The organism is Paenibacillus glycinis, assembly GCF_009909185.1.
Classification (GTDB): Bacteria; Bacillota; Bacilli; order Paenibacillales; family Paenibacillaceae; genus Paenibacillus_Z; species Paenibacillus_Z glycinis.
Genome location: NZ_JAAAMV010000006.1, coordinates 18,616 through 31,114, shown reverse-complemented (window position 1 = coordinate 31,114; position 12,499 = coordinate 18,616). Strand labels below are relative to the sequence as shown.

Here is a 12,499-nt window from a genome sequence, read left to right as displayed (position 1 = left end):
TTGATCGTTAAACGCGGCGATGTGTTTTTTGCGGATTTGTCACCTGTCGTAGGTTCCGAGCAGGGCGGCGTGCGTCCTGTTTTGGTTATTCAAAATGATATCGGCAACCGTTTCAGCCCGACCGTCATCGTGGCGGCCATCACGGCCCAGATCCAGAAGGCGAAGCTGCCGACGCATGTCGAGATCGATGCGGCGTCCCACGGGTTCGACCGGGATTCCGTGCTGCTGCTCGAGCAAATCCGGACGATCGATAAGCAGCGGCTCACCGACAAAATCACGCACCTCGACGACGAAACGATGCGCAAGGTGGACGAAGCGCTCCAGATCAGCGTCGGTCTTATCGATTTTTAAGCTCCTACTGCGAAATGAACGGCACTCGAGCCCTTGCGGGGGCTCTTTTTTGTGTTCATTTGCCGATTGCCGGCACTGGCGCGCGGTTCCATCCGTCTGGGGGAGGAGCGCAAGTTCCTTCTCCCGCCGCTGTCCTCCCCTGCGCACGAAGCGCATAATGGAGTCATAAGAACGCCAATATCGGAGGAATGCGCCATGAGAACGACAAGTCGGCCCGATCTGCAAATCGCGGGCATCGGCAATGCTGCCGGCGGAGAATATTACAATGTGAAAATGGAAGGCGTCTGCAAAATCAACGGTCCGATCGACTGCTTCGGCTTCGAAGCGAGCGGCATGACGACGGCGGGCGGCATCCGCGCGGAGGAACGGCTGGACGTCAACGGCAAGCTGACCTGTCACGGCGGCGTGCAGGCAAGGGACGCCTACCTGGAAGGACAGGTCACCGTCAACGGGCCGCTGCGGGTCGATCGCTTCGCGATGAACGGCTACGTGAGGGTGAAAGGGCATTGCGAGATCAAGCAGAGCAAGGCAAGAGGCGCCCTCATCGTCGACGGTTGGCTGACGGGCGAGCAAATCGAGATGATGCTGGAAGGGCCGCTTCAGGCGGAGGGCATCAAAGCGGAACGCATTACGGTGAAGCATGCGGGCAAAGGCGGGGTAAGACGCCTGATCGAGTCGCTGCTCCCGGACGGCTGGCAGGCGCATGCGCGCGCCCGCGTCATCGAAGCGGATATCGTCGACCTCGAGGAGACGTCGGCGGAAACCGTCCGCGGGAGGACCGTCGTCATCGGACCCGGCTGCGAGATCGACCGCGTGGAATACGGCGCGGAATTGGTCGTGCATCCGCAGGCGCAGGTACGCTCGAGCTACCAAATCCAAATGTAAGGAGGAATCGGCATGCATGCGACGATGAAACGCAACATCAGAATCACCGGGAGCGGTTCCACGCATGGCGGCAGCTTTCATCACGTGCGGATCATGGGCGAGGCGCAGATCTTCGGACCGCTGGAGAGCGATTCCATGCGCAGCATGGGCACGATCGACGTTACGGGCGCCCTGAAAATCGGGCATTACCGGCAAATCGGGGAAGCCGTCGTTCATGGCGATTTGACGGGCAACCAAGTCGATATTTTAGGCCAGTTGAATATTTCGGGCAGCCTACGCGCCCGTACGATTCGGGTCAGGGGACAGCTCGACGCGCATGGCGAATGCGAGGCCGAGCGCTTCGATTCCAGCGGCGGTTTTCATATTCACGGGCTGCTGCATGCCGCCGAAGTGGATATCCGGACATGGGGTCCCTGCAGGGCAAAGGAAATCGGCGGCAGACGAATCCGGGTCAGGCAGAGCAAGTGGGGCGGGCTGAAGCAGCTGTTTTCCGGACCGGGGGATGTGACGCTGACGGCCGAGCTGATCGAAGGGGAGCACGTCTACTTGGAGAATACGACGGCCGACGTGGTGCGGGGCGCGCATGTGACGATCGGCGCCGGCTGCCGGATCGGCCTCGTCGAATACAGCAAGCAGCTGAGGCGCGCCGGGGACGCGCAGATTCGGGCGGAGGTCAGAATCTGACGACAGAAAATGACATTTTCTTGTAGACAGCTAAAATAATGTCTGCTATCATGAGGTCAACATTATATGAGCAGATCAATAGCAACCGCTATGCGAAGAACGCAAGCTTGGGCACATTGCCCGGCGTGCGTTCTTTTTTTTGTCTCATGTGAATGATTGCAGCGGAGGGATGGCATGAACAGAAAACGAAATATCCTGATTTCCGTGACGGCCGCGCTGCTCTCGGCCCTGCTCGTATACGGCGTCTACGTGCTGCAGCTGCGGCAGGTGAAGTTCCAGGAGACGGTCGACGTGGTCGTTCCCGTGCGATTCGTCTCCGCGGGCGAACGGTTGACGCCGGATATGCTGGGCATGAAGCCGATCGCCAAAGCGTCGTATTCCGAGAGCATGGCGGTAAGCCGTGACGAGCTGAACGGCATGGAGGTCGTCGTGCCGCTAGGCGCGGACGAACCGCTGCTTCGGTGGAAGGTCGATAAGTTCCGCTTGCTGCCGACCGACAGCCAATCGACGTTCGGCATTCCGCGCGATTATGTCCTCTCGGTGTCGAACGGCATTCGGGCCGGCGATAAAGTGACGGTGTACGCGTCCGGGGATTCCGTTCAATCGGAGCGGCTATTCCGGGAACCCGTCACCGTCGCTTCCGTCAAGACGGCGGGCAACGTGGAGATCGACGATATGAACGATTCCAGCTTGAAGTCGATGGCGAACGGAGATAAAGAAGCGATGTACGCGTCCAGGCGCGATGCCAACGGCATGATCGACTACATCAACCTGAACCTGACGGAGGAGCAGTGGCTGCAGCTGGATTCGCTCTGCAAGGGCGGCAAAAGCAAGGTCGTGATCGCGTACTCCCCGGAATCGCTTGACGTCGGCGCTTCGCCGGAGGAGGGAACGCCATGAGCCGGACCGACGAGTCCGCCGCGGAGGGAGCGCCGATGATCGCGTTCGTCGGCACGACGCCGAATATCGGAACGTCGGCGGCCGCTTTCGCCGCCGCCTGCCGGATCGCGGAGGAGAGCGGAGGCTCCGTCGGCTTTCTTTGCCTCAATCTGAAGAGCGCGAAGACGCACCGGTACCTCGGCGTCGACGAGCCGGCCGCGACGCTGGATTCGCTGCGGCCGGAGCTGGCCACGCAGTCGCTGTATCCGGAGAAGCTGCTTCGCTCGGTGCACCGTTCCCGCAGGCTGCCCGGCGTGCACGTGCTGTTCGGCAACATGCTGCGCGATCAAGCGGAATTTTACGCCACGGAGGAAATCGATCACCTGTTCGCGGTCGCGTCGCAGACCTTCGACATCGTCGTGGCCGACGTCGGCGCTTACTGGGATAATGCCGCGACGCTGTGCGCCTTGCGGCGGGCCGACATGCGCATCGTCGTCACGACCGGCGCGTTGTCCCACTTTCAGGAGGACGGGCAGCGCTGGGTAAAGCAGCTTTCGCCGCTCTACGGCATACCGGCGGCATCGTTTCAAGGACTTGTCATTCAACCGCCTTGGGGCAAGGGAGGATTTCACGTGAAAGACATTTGCAATGAGCTCGGCGTGCCGCTTTTGGGCGAGCTCGCTTTGACCGAGCCGTTGTTGAACCAGCTGGACAGCGGAACGCTGGACGAATGGCTGGCGGACGACGAGCGCGGGAAGAAAGCGATGCGGGGGCCGGCCAAGGCGATCGCGGAAGCCTACGGTCTGAAGCGTCAGCGGAATCTCGTCATGCAGCCCTGGTACAAGAAGCTGCTGACGCATCGCGGCGGGGTGAGCTCGTAATGAAGAAAGAAGGACGTTTCTCGCCGGCGGCCTATTCGGCCAAGCTGTGGGCGGAGGAAGAGCGGCATGACGCGCCGCTGTCCGCGATGAGCGCGGATCCGCTGAGGGATTTCCGCCATCTGGCGGAGGACGTCAGGACCTATCTGGCCCAGCCGCGGGGCGAGACGGAGGAAGAACGGCGGGAATACAACGAATGCTTGAATCGCGCCGTATTGGGTTATGCCGGCGACCGGGAGCGGATTCTGGCGGTGATCGCCGACCGGCTGCTGCGTCAGCGCATCCACGAGCTTCCGGACTACCGCCATCCTTACGCGACGTTGGCGGAAGCGTTGTTTGCCGAGGTTATCGGGATGAACGTGCTCGAGCTCGTGCTGCGCAAGCGCGAGGGGCTGGAGGAGATCCAAGTCGTGGGGACGGCGGTATTCGAGGTAAGGGACGGCGTCGCGCTTCCGTCCGCCTATGCGTTCGAATCCCTCCGCGAGGTGGAGCGGATTCAGCAGAATCTCGTGCTGTACAACAACGATCGCATCAATCCGCGCAAACGGTGGGCGGAGGTCATGCTCCGCGACGGGACGCGGGTCACGATGACGGGGTTCGGCTTTACGGCGAAGCCGACGCTTACGCTGCGCTTCTACACGGTGCGCCGGTTCCGGCTGGCGCAGCTGAGCGAGTCCGCTTACGGCACGATCAGCGACAGACTCCGAATGATGCTGCTGGCGGTACTGCATGCCCGGTTCAATGTCGTCATCATCGGTCCGACCAACTCCGGGAAGACGAACCTGATCAAGGCGCTGATCGGCGAAATGCCGGACGAGGAGCGCCTGGTCACGATCGAAAGCCGGCACGAGCTGATGCTGCAGCGGGATTTTCCGGCGAAGAACGTCATCGAGTACGAGGTGGACGAGGAAGACCCGCTGCATCGTTCGGTACAGGCGTTCAAGCTGGCGCTCCGGCAGTCCCCGCAGCGAATTATTCATGCCGAGATAAGGGACGAGGATGCGAATATCTACGTCCGTGCCTGTACCCGCGGACATGCGGGGAGCATGACGACGCTGCATGCCAATACGCTGGAGGACGTGCCGGAGGCCATCGCGGACATGTGCATGCAGGATGGCCGAGGGTTGAATCCGGAGCGGTTGACGAAGCGGATCGCCGAATACGTCACGGAAATCGGCATCGAGATGCGCTTTATCGGAGGCAGGCGCCGCTTGGTCCGTCTGGCGGAGATCAGCTGGGAGAACGGGGGGCCGGCCGTGAAGGAATGGGCGACATTCGATGAAGAAGCAGGGGATTGGCGGTATCCCTGCCTGCCTTCCGCGGCGGCATTAGCCAGGCTCGACGGCGGCGCGCGGCCGGAAGGGATGGCTGCCTGGCCGGAGCTTGGCCTTGAAGGCCGGTTAAGCACCGGCGGAGCTGCCGCCTCCGGCTCACGGGAGAACGGAGCGTGGAGCGCTACATGATGCAGCTTGGTTTGTATACGTTCGCCGCGGCCTTGTTCTGCACGCTGTTCGTCGCCGTGCGCAGCCTGCTGGATTTATGGCTGCAGCGCCAGCAGGTAATCGGCAGGCTCAGCTACCGCAAGGAGCAGCGGTTCGAGGAGCGGCTGTCCAGGTACCTGCAGCGGTTCGACCGGGCGTACCGCCATTTGTCGGAGCTGCTGGAGTCGCTCCAATTTAGCCTGCGGCCGGGCTCGGTCGTCGTGCTCAGCCTGATGCTGTTTCTGGTAGGCGCGGCGTTCGGCGCGATGTTTTTCCGGAGCGCGAAGGGGCTGCTGCTGCTGGGCGGCGTTCTCGGGGCGCTTCCGTATTTGCTGCTCCGAACGATGCAGGTGCATCGCCAGATGAAGACGCGCATCGATTTCCTTCCGGCCATCGAACTGTTCTACCAATGCTGCCTCGTCAGCGGCGGCAGGCAGATTCGCACGGCGCTGCAGCGCACGGTCGAGGAGAAGCGGATGCTCGGCCCCATGCAGGCGGTATTCGAACAATTATACCGGAACATCTCCGTGCGCGGGGACGACGAGGCGAGCCTGCGCATATTCGCGGCTTCGCTCGGCCACGTATGGGCCGATTATTTTATCAATATCGTGCGGGCGGGCTTGGCGGAGGGGCATCCGATCGCCGCGAACTTGAAGGATCTGATCACGGATATGCGCAAGGCGCGCAGAACCAATCAGCAGGATCGCAACAAGCTGCTGGAGATCCGTCTGGCCAATTTCTCGCCGATCCTGTTTCTGCTGCTGTTCGTGGGCATTAATTTCCACTACAATCCTGAAAATGCCTACAAGTATTACGTGCTTGATCCCGGGGGGCGGAACATGCTGCTGAACGCCGCGGTCATGATCTTCTTATCGTTCGTCATGGGACTCTGGCTTTCCCGTAAAAAAATGTGAAAGGAGCCTGCCTCCGATGAACAACGAACTCGGCATCGCCCTGATGTGGGCGGCGCTCGCCGTTCAGTATGCGCTCGGCATCGTGCTTGTCGTCTCGCTGCTTAAAGCCGTTTCGTTCAAGCGTCCGCGATTTGCCCATTTGGCGTTATTGAAATGGCGGACGCATTCGGTAAGCGAGCGCTGGCTTCGCGCGGCGAGGCTGAACCGGAGCTCCGCCGTCTTCAAGGAGCGCGAGCGGCTGCTGGCCGGCTGCGGCTTCACGGGCGACGCGGCGGTCTACCTGCTGCTCCGCAGAATCATCCTCGCGGGAACGCCGGTTTGGACCGCGGTGGCCTACGGAATCATGAAGCTTCATCTCGCCGCTTTGCCGGCTTTCGCGCCGCCGCTGGTCCTTGCCGTGCTTGTTCTGCTGCTGCTCTGGGATCAGCCATGGCTGGAAGCGATTCGCAGGGCGCGCGCGGAACGGATGACCAAGGAGATTTATACCGTCAGCAATCAGTTGCTCTATTTGGCGGGCTCGTCGCTTCACATTCATACGAAGCTGATGCGCTGCCTGCCGTTTACCCGCACCATGCGGAACGATATGCAGACGTTGCTCGGCGAATGGTATCACGATGCGGAGGGAGCGCTGCGGCGGCTCAAGCTGCGGCTCGGCACGGAAGAAGGGCTGAGCTTCGTCGAGACCGTCGATTCGCTTCGCCTGCATGAGAGCGAACAGTATTACGAGCTGCTTCGCGAGCGCATCCAGGACTACAAAGAGAAGCTGGAGCTCGCCAAGGACAGCCGGAAGGAATCGACGTCGTATTTTTTGTTCGTGCTGGCCGGCATTCCCATTCTGTACACGTTTCAGATTTTTATCTTTCCTTGGGTTCGGGAAGGACAAAAACTGTTTCAATCACTCAATTAAGGAGGTGATCGCGCATGCGCAACATTTTGATTACCGTGATGATGCTGGTCGTCGTCATTCTGCTGTTCAATGCCATCGTCGCCAAGGATACGACGGGAACGAAGGCGCAAATCCAATCGCAAGGAGATTCCGCCAACACGAGGATCAGCACGCTGCTTACCCCTTAAGCCTAACCGCATTTTACAAAGGAGGCGACGCGATGCGTTCCCTGCTCATGACGCTGCTGCTCATTATCGTCGCCATCATGGTGTATAGCGAAGTGACGGGCGGCGACGACGGGATGAACCGGCAGCTGGAGCGGTCCGGCGGCCATATGAGCGACGGCATTCGGAGGATGAGCCCGTGAAGAGCCTGCTCGTGTTCGTGCTGCTTGCCGCGATGATGTGCTGGTTCTTGTTCAGTCCGATTTACAAACATGTGCTCATCGTGCGGCAAGCCGTTCTTCAGCAAGAAGTGGACTATCTGCTGGAAGTGGGGGCGAGCGGCGATTACGGCTACATCGACGCCGCGATGCTGCAGGAAGCGAAGCGGCGATTGGCCTCCTTCGGCCTGAAGCCCGAGTCGATCGAGTTCGAGGTCACCTCGGATAACGGGGCGGACGCGATGAATCCGGCCCAGCCGCTGCCGCGGGGAGCGCCGCTGTCCGTAACGGCGAGTTATCCCGTCGAAGGACTTTTCAACATCGACCGGTTGATCGGCGTGGAGCCGCCATCGGCCGAGGATAGATTGCAGGCGGCAGGCACGAAGATGAGCGAATTCGTGCCGGATTAGCCGAGTCGGCAGGATCAGGTGTTTTATTGCGCCACATGAAAGGAACTCGCGACCATGTACAAGCTTGTGCTCGTGATGCTGATGGCCGTCGTTTGGATGCTGCTGCATGCGCTGCAAACGGACGAGGAGATGGCCGTGGCGGCTTTGTTTCAAGGCAAGCATGCCGTCAACCGGGCTGCCCATGCCGCCGCCCAGCAGGTCGATGCTGCCGCGTTGGGAGACGGAAGGCTGCATATCGACGCATCGGCCGCCCGCGCGGAGGCGGGCTTGTATTTGCAGCGCAATTTGCAGCTCGACGAGGACGGGCGACCGCTGCCGGGGACGTATTGGAAGGAACGGGTGGAAATCGTCGATTTTCAGGTCATAAATGATGACCGTGCTTTTCCGTACACGTACCGGAACGACGCGTACGATTATGAGGTGACGCTGCATCGTCCTGGCGTCGTGCTCATCGCCAGAATGGTGTACCCGCGCGCGTTCGCCGTCATCGAACCGATCGAGTGGACGATCAAAGGGACGGCGGAATTGACGTCGAATTGACCGCCGTCATCGAAGCGCATGGAAAAAGGCCGGCGGATGAACCGCTCGGCCTTTCGATCTGTTGCGGGAGGATGAGGAATGCATCAATGTCCGGAAGCTTCCGTATCGTTGGACATTCGCGTGATTTCGAACAATTTGAACAGCAAGCTGAGCACGATCGCGGTCACCGTCGCGAGTGCCATTCCCGACAAGGAGAAGTCGCCGATCGTGATCTTGGCGCCGCTCAAGCCGGTTACGAGCACGACGGTCGTCAGGTACAGATTCGTCGGTTTGCCGTAATCGATCTTCGATTCCACGAGCATGCGAAGACCGGAGGCGGCGATGACGCCGAACAAGAGCAGCGAGACGCCGCCCATGACCGGCTGCGGAATCCCGGAGATTAACGCCGAGAATTTGCCGAGAAACGACAGCAGCACGGCGAAGACCGCGGCGCCGCCGATCACGAAGGTCGAGTAGACGCGGGTGATGGCGAGCACGCCGATGTTTTCGCCGTACGTCGTGTTCGGCGTGGAGCCGAGAAAGCCCGAGATGATGGTGGATACGCCGTTGCCCAGCAGGGAACGATGCAGCCCGGGGTCTTTGGACAGATCCTTCTGCACGATATTGCCGGTTACGATCAGGTGGCCGATGTGCTCGGCGATGACGACGAGCGACGCGGGCACGATCGTCAGAATCGCCGCCCATTCGAAGGTCGGCAGCGTGAAGGTCGGCGCTGCGAACCATCCGCTGTCCGCTACGGCATCAAACGAGGTATAGCCCATGAAATAAGCGAGCAGGTAGCCGCAGACGATGCCGACCAGGATAGGAATGATGCGCATGAAGCCGCGAAACAGCACGGAACCGAGCACGGTAACGAGCAGGGTAACGATCGAGATCGTGATCGCGGACGAATCGGGCGTCCACGCGTCCGCGGCCGCCGCGCTTGGAGACTTGATCCAGCCGGCCATGCCGGCGGCGACGGGAATGAGCTCGAGCCCGATGACGGCTACGATCGCGCCCATCGCGGCCGGCGGGAACAGAACATGGATCCAACCGGTCCCTGCCGCCTGGATGATCAAGGCGATCACGGTGAATACGACGCCAGCTGCGATAAAGCCGCCGAGCGCCGCGGCATAGCCGTCGGCATGCGCGGCGTGATTGCCGATCACGGCGCCGGCGGGAGCGATAAAGGCGAAGCTTGAACCGAGATAAGCGGGTATTTTTCCTTTGACGATCCCTAAATAGAGCAGCGTGCCGATCCCGTTCATCAGCAGGCAGATCGCCGGATCGACGCCGAGCAGGTTCGGCACGAGCACCGTCGAGCCGAACATGGCGAACAAATGCTGGATGCTGAGCATCAAGCTCTGACCGAGGGGCGGCCTTTCGCGAATGTCGATTTCCCGTTGTTTCATCATCGTGCTGGTAGCCTCCAATTAACCGTAATTGCGCAACTTTATCGATAATACATAGTCTCGTGCGGGTTGACAAGGACTTTCTCAATGGAGCTTCGGAGCTCGGCTTCTTCCAAGGTGTTCGGAACGCGTTTGGACGGAACGGGAAGTATCGGCCGTCTTGGTTGACGGGCCCGCCGCCATTTGTTGTAATGGGGAAGCAGAACCAGAAGCGAGGAGCGATAGCGGTGCGGGACATGGAAATCGGAACGATTGCGAGCGAAGAAGTATCGGCGCGGATAGGCAGGCTGCAAGCTCGAATGCTGGAGGCGGGCATCGACGCCTTTCTCGTGACGCAGCATGTGGACCTTTATTATTTCACGGGCTCGATGCAGGCGGGATACGCGTTCGTTCCCGCTGCCGGCGAACCTGTATTCTATGTAAGACGCAGCCTGGAGCGGGCGAGACGGGAGTCGGCGATCGCGGTAACCGCGCTGACGTCGTTGCGCGGTTTCCGCGCGCAGCTGGCAAGCGATCATCCGGCCGTATTCGGCGGAGGCAGCGGCACCGTCAGCGCGGTGAACATCGCCACGGAGATGGACGTCCTGCCGGCCACGACGTACGCAAGATTGGCCGAAGCGGTCTCGGGCGGCGTTGCAGGAACCGCGTTAACCGACGGATCTTCGTTGGTGCGCGGCATGCGGACGATCAAGTCGCCTTGGGAGGTCGGCCGGATCGAAGCGGCCGCGCAGGTCGTGGCGGAAGCTCTGGAGGCGTCGCTTCCCGTGCTGAAGGAAGGCGTATCCGAGCTGGAGCTGATGGCCCGTCTCGAATACGAGATGCGTATCCGCGGACATATCGGTCTCATGCGGACCCGTAGCTATAATATGGAAATCATGACCGGCATGCTGGGATCGGGCGCAGCAGCTGCCGTGCCGAGCGCATTCGACGGACCGGCCGGCGGGCTAGGCCTCGGCCCGGCAGCTCCGCAGAGCACCAGCCGGCGGACGATTCGGCGCGACGAACCGATCTTGATCGACATCGGCTGCTGCATCGACGGCTACGTCATCGACCAGACGCGGACGGCCGTTATCGGCAGCCTCGCGAACGACCTGGCGGACGCCTATGCCCATTCGGAGCGCATCGTCCGGCATGCCGAACGGTTGATGCGGCCCGGCACGGCATGCGACGCGATCTACGCGGCTTCGCTGAAAGACGCCGCGCATGCCGGCTTGGCCGACCACTTTATGGGCTTCGGCAGCGATCAGGTCAAATTCCTCGGGCACGGCATCGGACTCGAGGTCGACGAATGGCCCGTTTTAGCCCGCGGATTCGGCAATCCGCTGGAACCGGGCATGGTGCTCGCCGTCGAACCGAAGTTTACGTTCCCGGGCCGCGGCGTCGTCGGCATCGAGAACAGCTATCTGATCACGGACGACGGCTGCCGCGCATTAACGAAGTCGCCGGAAGGGCTCATCGTCCTCTAGGCACGAAACCGGGGCTTTATGTGCCAATGCCCGGCGCCGGAGCTGCGTTATATCTGCAAGCGCGCTGCTGCCGCAGCAAACAGGCCGTCCGCCGAATCGCAACGATTCGAGGACGGCTCTTCGTCGTCAGAGCGGGCCGTCTTGATTCAAACAACCGAATCTTTCTATTCATTTAACTGTGGTTAATCTCATGGCGGGAGTCGAATGCATTCCGGCAAGGCTATGCTACAATGAGTCTGACCTTGGTTGTTGCCTGGAAATGAAAGCCTTCACAATATCGATATAAGAGGTGCTGCCCGCATGAAAATGACGTTCCGGTGGTTCGGTCAAGACGATCCCGTCACGCTGCAAAATATCCGCCAAATACCTGGGATTTACGGTATCGTCACCGCCCTGTACGACGTGCCCGTCGGCGAAGCTTGGCCGATGCCGTCCATTCTGGCGCTGAAAGAAACGATCGAATCGGCAGGGCTTCGCCTCGCCGTGGTCGAGAGCGTTCCCGTGCACGAGGACATCAAGCTGGGACGTCCATCGCGCGACCGTTTGATTGATAATTACAGTCAAACCATTCGCAGGTTGGGCGCGGCCGGCGTTCCCGTCATATGCTACAACTTCATGCCGGTCTTCGATTGGACGCGCTCGAATTTGGCGCATGTGCTGCCCGACGGCTCGACGGCGCTTACCTTCGAGAACGAGACGATTTCCCGCATGGATCCGGTAAACGGCGATTTGTCCCTTCCGGGCTGGGATGCCAGCTACACGAAGGACGAGATGGGGCAGCTGATCGCGGCCTATGCGGACGTGACGGAAGACGTGCTGTTCGATAATCTCGCTTACTTCCTGGAGCGCATTATTCCCGTCGCGGAGGAAGCCGGCGTCGTCATGGCGATTCATCCCGACGATCCGCCATGGCCGATCTTCGGATTGCCGCGCATCGTCAGCAGCATGGCGCAGCTGCGCCGCCTCACGGAGCAAGTCGAGAGTCCCGCGAACGGCATCACGTTCTGCTCCGGTTCGCTCGGCGCGAACGAGGCGAACGACCTGATGGCGATCATTCGCCACTTCGGCTCGCTCGGCAAGCTGCATTTCGCGCATACGCGGAACATATTGCGGACGGGGCCGCGTTCGTTCCAGGAATCGGCGCATCTGTCCTCGGACGGCTCCATCGATATGACGCGCGTGCTCGAAGCGCTGCACGCGACCGGATTCGAAGGTCCGCTTCGCCCGGATCACGGCAGAATGATCTGGGGCGAGCAAGGCCGACCGGGCTACGGGCTGTTCGACCGGGCGCTCGGCGCCGCGTATTTGAACGGGATTTGGGAAGCATTATCCAAGACAAGGAGCTGAACGGG

The 12,499-nt window shown here is 60.9% G+C and carries 15 protein-coding genes; 14 read left to right on the top strand and 1 reads right to left on the bottom strand.

All coding sequences use genetic code 11. The features are described from left to right. The 12 genes from GT019_RS10900 (at position 1) to GT019_RS10850 (ending at position 8,290) form a co-directional block, all read left to right on the top strand. Complete coding sequence (locus GT019_RS10900; protein WP_125664969.1) at positions 1–351, top strand: type II toxin-antitoxin system PemK/MazF family toxin; 351 nt, start codon at positions 1–3, stop codon at positions 349–351. A 195-nt stretch (positions 352–546) separates the two neighbouring features. Next, a complete protein-coding gene (locus tag GT019_RS10895) occupies positions 547–1,236 on the top strand; it encodes a hypothetical protein (protein WP_161743177.1) in 690 nt (229 codons plus the stop codon). A gap of 12 nt (positions 1,237–1,248) precedes the next feature. Beyond that, positions 1,249–1,920: a hypothetical protein gene (locus GT019_RS10890; protein ID WP_161743176.1), complete on the top strand. Its 672-nt coding sequence runs from the start codon at positions 1,249–1,251 to the stop codon at positions 1,918–1,920. A gap of 174 nt (positions 1,921–2,094) precedes the next feature. Continuing rightward, positions 2,095–2,820, top strand: a complete 726-nt coding sequence (locus GT019_RS10885; RefSeq protein ID WP_161743175.1) for an SAF domain-containing protein — start codon at positions 2,095–2,097, stop codon at positions 2,818–2,820. Next, the gene (locus GT019_RS10880; protein WP_161743174.1) at positions 2,817–3,680 is read left to right on the top strand and encodes a P-loop NTPase family protein; all 864 of its coding nucleotides are present in this window, start codon (positions 2,817–2,819) and stop codon (positions 3,678–3,680) included. Before GT019_RS10885 ends, GT019_RS10880 begins: the two co-directional genes overlap by 4 nt. After that, entirely contained in the window at positions 3,680–5,140 is a 1,461-nt protein-coding gene (locus GT019_RS10875) for an ATPase, T2SS/T4P/T4SS family (RefSeq protein WP_161743173.1), read from the top strand. Before GT019_RS10880 ends, GT019_RS10875 begins: the two co-directional genes overlap by 1 nt. After that, positions 5,125–6,072 carry a type II secretion system F family protein gene (locus tag GT019_RS10870; protein ID WP_328803946.1) on the top strand — a complete coding sequence of 316 codons (948 nt, stop codon included), beginning with the start codon at positions 5,125–5,127 and terminating at the stop codon, positions 6,070–6,072. Before GT019_RS10875 ends, GT019_RS10870 begins: the two co-directional genes overlap by 16 nt. Positions 6,073–6,088: 16 nt before the next feature. Continuing rightward, on the top strand, positions 6,089–6,979 hold the full coding sequence (locus GT019_RS10865) for a hypothetical protein (RefSeq protein ID WP_161743172.1): 891 nt from the start codon (positions 6,089–6,091) through the stop codon (positions 6,977–6,979). 14 nt (positions 6,980–6,993) lie between these two features. Next, positions 6,994–7,146: a hypothetical protein gene (locus GT019_RS31575; protein WP_201755340.1), complete on the top strand. Its 153-nt coding sequence runs from the start codon at positions 6,994–6,996 to the stop codon at positions 7,144–7,146. Positions 7,147–7,178: 32 nt separating this feature from the next. Next, positions 7,179–7,325 carry a hypothetical protein gene (locus GT019_RS10860; RefSeq protein ID WP_161743171.1) on the top strand — a complete coding sequence of 49 codons (147 nt, stop codon included), beginning with the start codon at positions 7,179–7,181 and terminating at the stop codon, positions 7,323–7,325. Further along, positions 7,322–7,750 carry a hypothetical protein gene (locus GT019_RS10855; RefSeq protein WP_161743170.1) on the top strand — a complete coding sequence of 143 codons (429 nt, stop codon included), beginning with the start codon at positions 7,322–7,324 and terminating at the stop codon, positions 7,748–7,750. Before GT019_RS10860 ends, GT019_RS10855 begins: the two co-directional genes overlap by 4 nt. 54 nt (positions 7,751–7,804) lie before the next feature. Then, positions 7,805–8,290 carry a hypothetical protein gene (locus GT019_RS10850; protein ID WP_161743169.1) on the top strand — a complete coding sequence of 162 codons (486 nt, stop codon included), beginning with the start codon at positions 7,805–7,807 and terminating at the stop codon, positions 8,288–8,290. 83 nt (positions 8,291–8,373) lie between these two features. On the opposite strand, the gene uraA is transcribed toward GT019_RS10850, so the two are convergent. After that, positions 8,374–9,681: a uracil permease gene (uraA, locus tag GT019_RS10845; RefSeq protein ID WP_161743246.1), complete on the bottom strand. Its 1,308-nt coding sequence runs from the start codon at positions 9,679–9,681 to the stop codon at positions 8,374–8,376. A gap of 236 nt (positions 9,682–9,917) precedes the next feature. Between uraA and GT019_RS10840 the strand changes: the two genes are divergently transcribed. Next, positions 9,918–11,147 (top strand): M24 family metallopeptidase, encoded by a 1,230-nt coding sequence (locus GT019_RS10840; protein WP_161743245.1) that lies wholly within the window; start codon positions 9,918–9,920, stop codon positions 11,145–11,147. 300 nt (positions 11,148–11,447) lie between these two features. Next, on the top strand, positions 11,448–12,494 hold the full coding sequence (gene uxuA / locus GT019_RS10835; protein WP_161743168.1) for a mannonate dehydratase: 1,047 nt from the start codon (positions 11,448–11,450) through the stop codon (positions 12,492–12,494). Positions 12,495–12,499 lie beyond the last annotated feature (5 nt).

Bases quoted from the DNA above. Each gene is read 5' to 3' on its own strand.
- GT019_RS10895 (WP_161743177.1), top strand. From the start codon at position 547: ATGAGAACGACAAGTCGGCCCGATCTGCAAATCGCGGGCATCGGCAAT.
- GT019_RS10890 (WP_161743176.1), top strand. From the start codon at position 1,249: ATGCATGCGACGATGAAACGCAACATCAGAATCACCGGGAGCGGTTCC.
- GT019_RS10885 (WP_161743175.1), top strand. From the start codon at position 2,095: ATGAACAGAAAACGAAATATCCTGATTTCCGTGACGGCCGCGCTGCTC.
- GT019_RS10880 (WP_161743174.1), top strand. From the start codon at position 2,817: ATGAGCCGGACCGACGAGTCCGCCGCGGAGGGAGCGCCGATGATCGCG.
- GT019_RS10875 (WP_161743173.1), top strand. From the start codon at position 3,680: ATGAAGAAAGAAGGACGTTTCTCGCCGGCGGCCTATTCGGCCAAGCTG.
- GT019_RS10865 (WP_161743172.1), top strand. From the start codon at position 6,089: ATGAACAACGAACTCGGCATCGCCCTGATGTGGGCGGCGCTCGCCGTT.
- GT019_RS31575 (WP_201755340.1), top strand. From the start codon at position 6,994: ATGCGCAACATTTTGATTACCGTGATGATGCTGGTCGTCGTCATTCTG.
- GT019_RS10860 (WP_161743171.1), top strand. From the start codon at position 7,179: ATGCGTTCCCTGCTCATGACGCTGCTGCTCATTATCGTCGCCATCATG.
- GT019_RS10850 (WP_161743169.1), top strand. From the start codon at position 7,805: ATGTACAAGCTTGTGCTCGTGATGCTGATGGCCGTCGTTTGGATGCTG.
- uraA (WP_161743246.1), bottom strand. From the start codon at position 9,681: ATGAAACAACGGGAAATCGACATTCGCGAAAGGCCGCCCCTCGGTCAG.
- GT019_RS10840 (WP_161743245.1), top strand. From the start codon at position 9,918: ATGGAAATCGGAACGATTGCGAGCGAAGAAGTATCGGCGCGGATAGGC.
- uxuA (WP_161743168.1), top strand. From the start codon at position 11,448: ATGAAAATGACGTTCCGGTGGTTCGGTCAAGACGATCCCGTCACGCTG.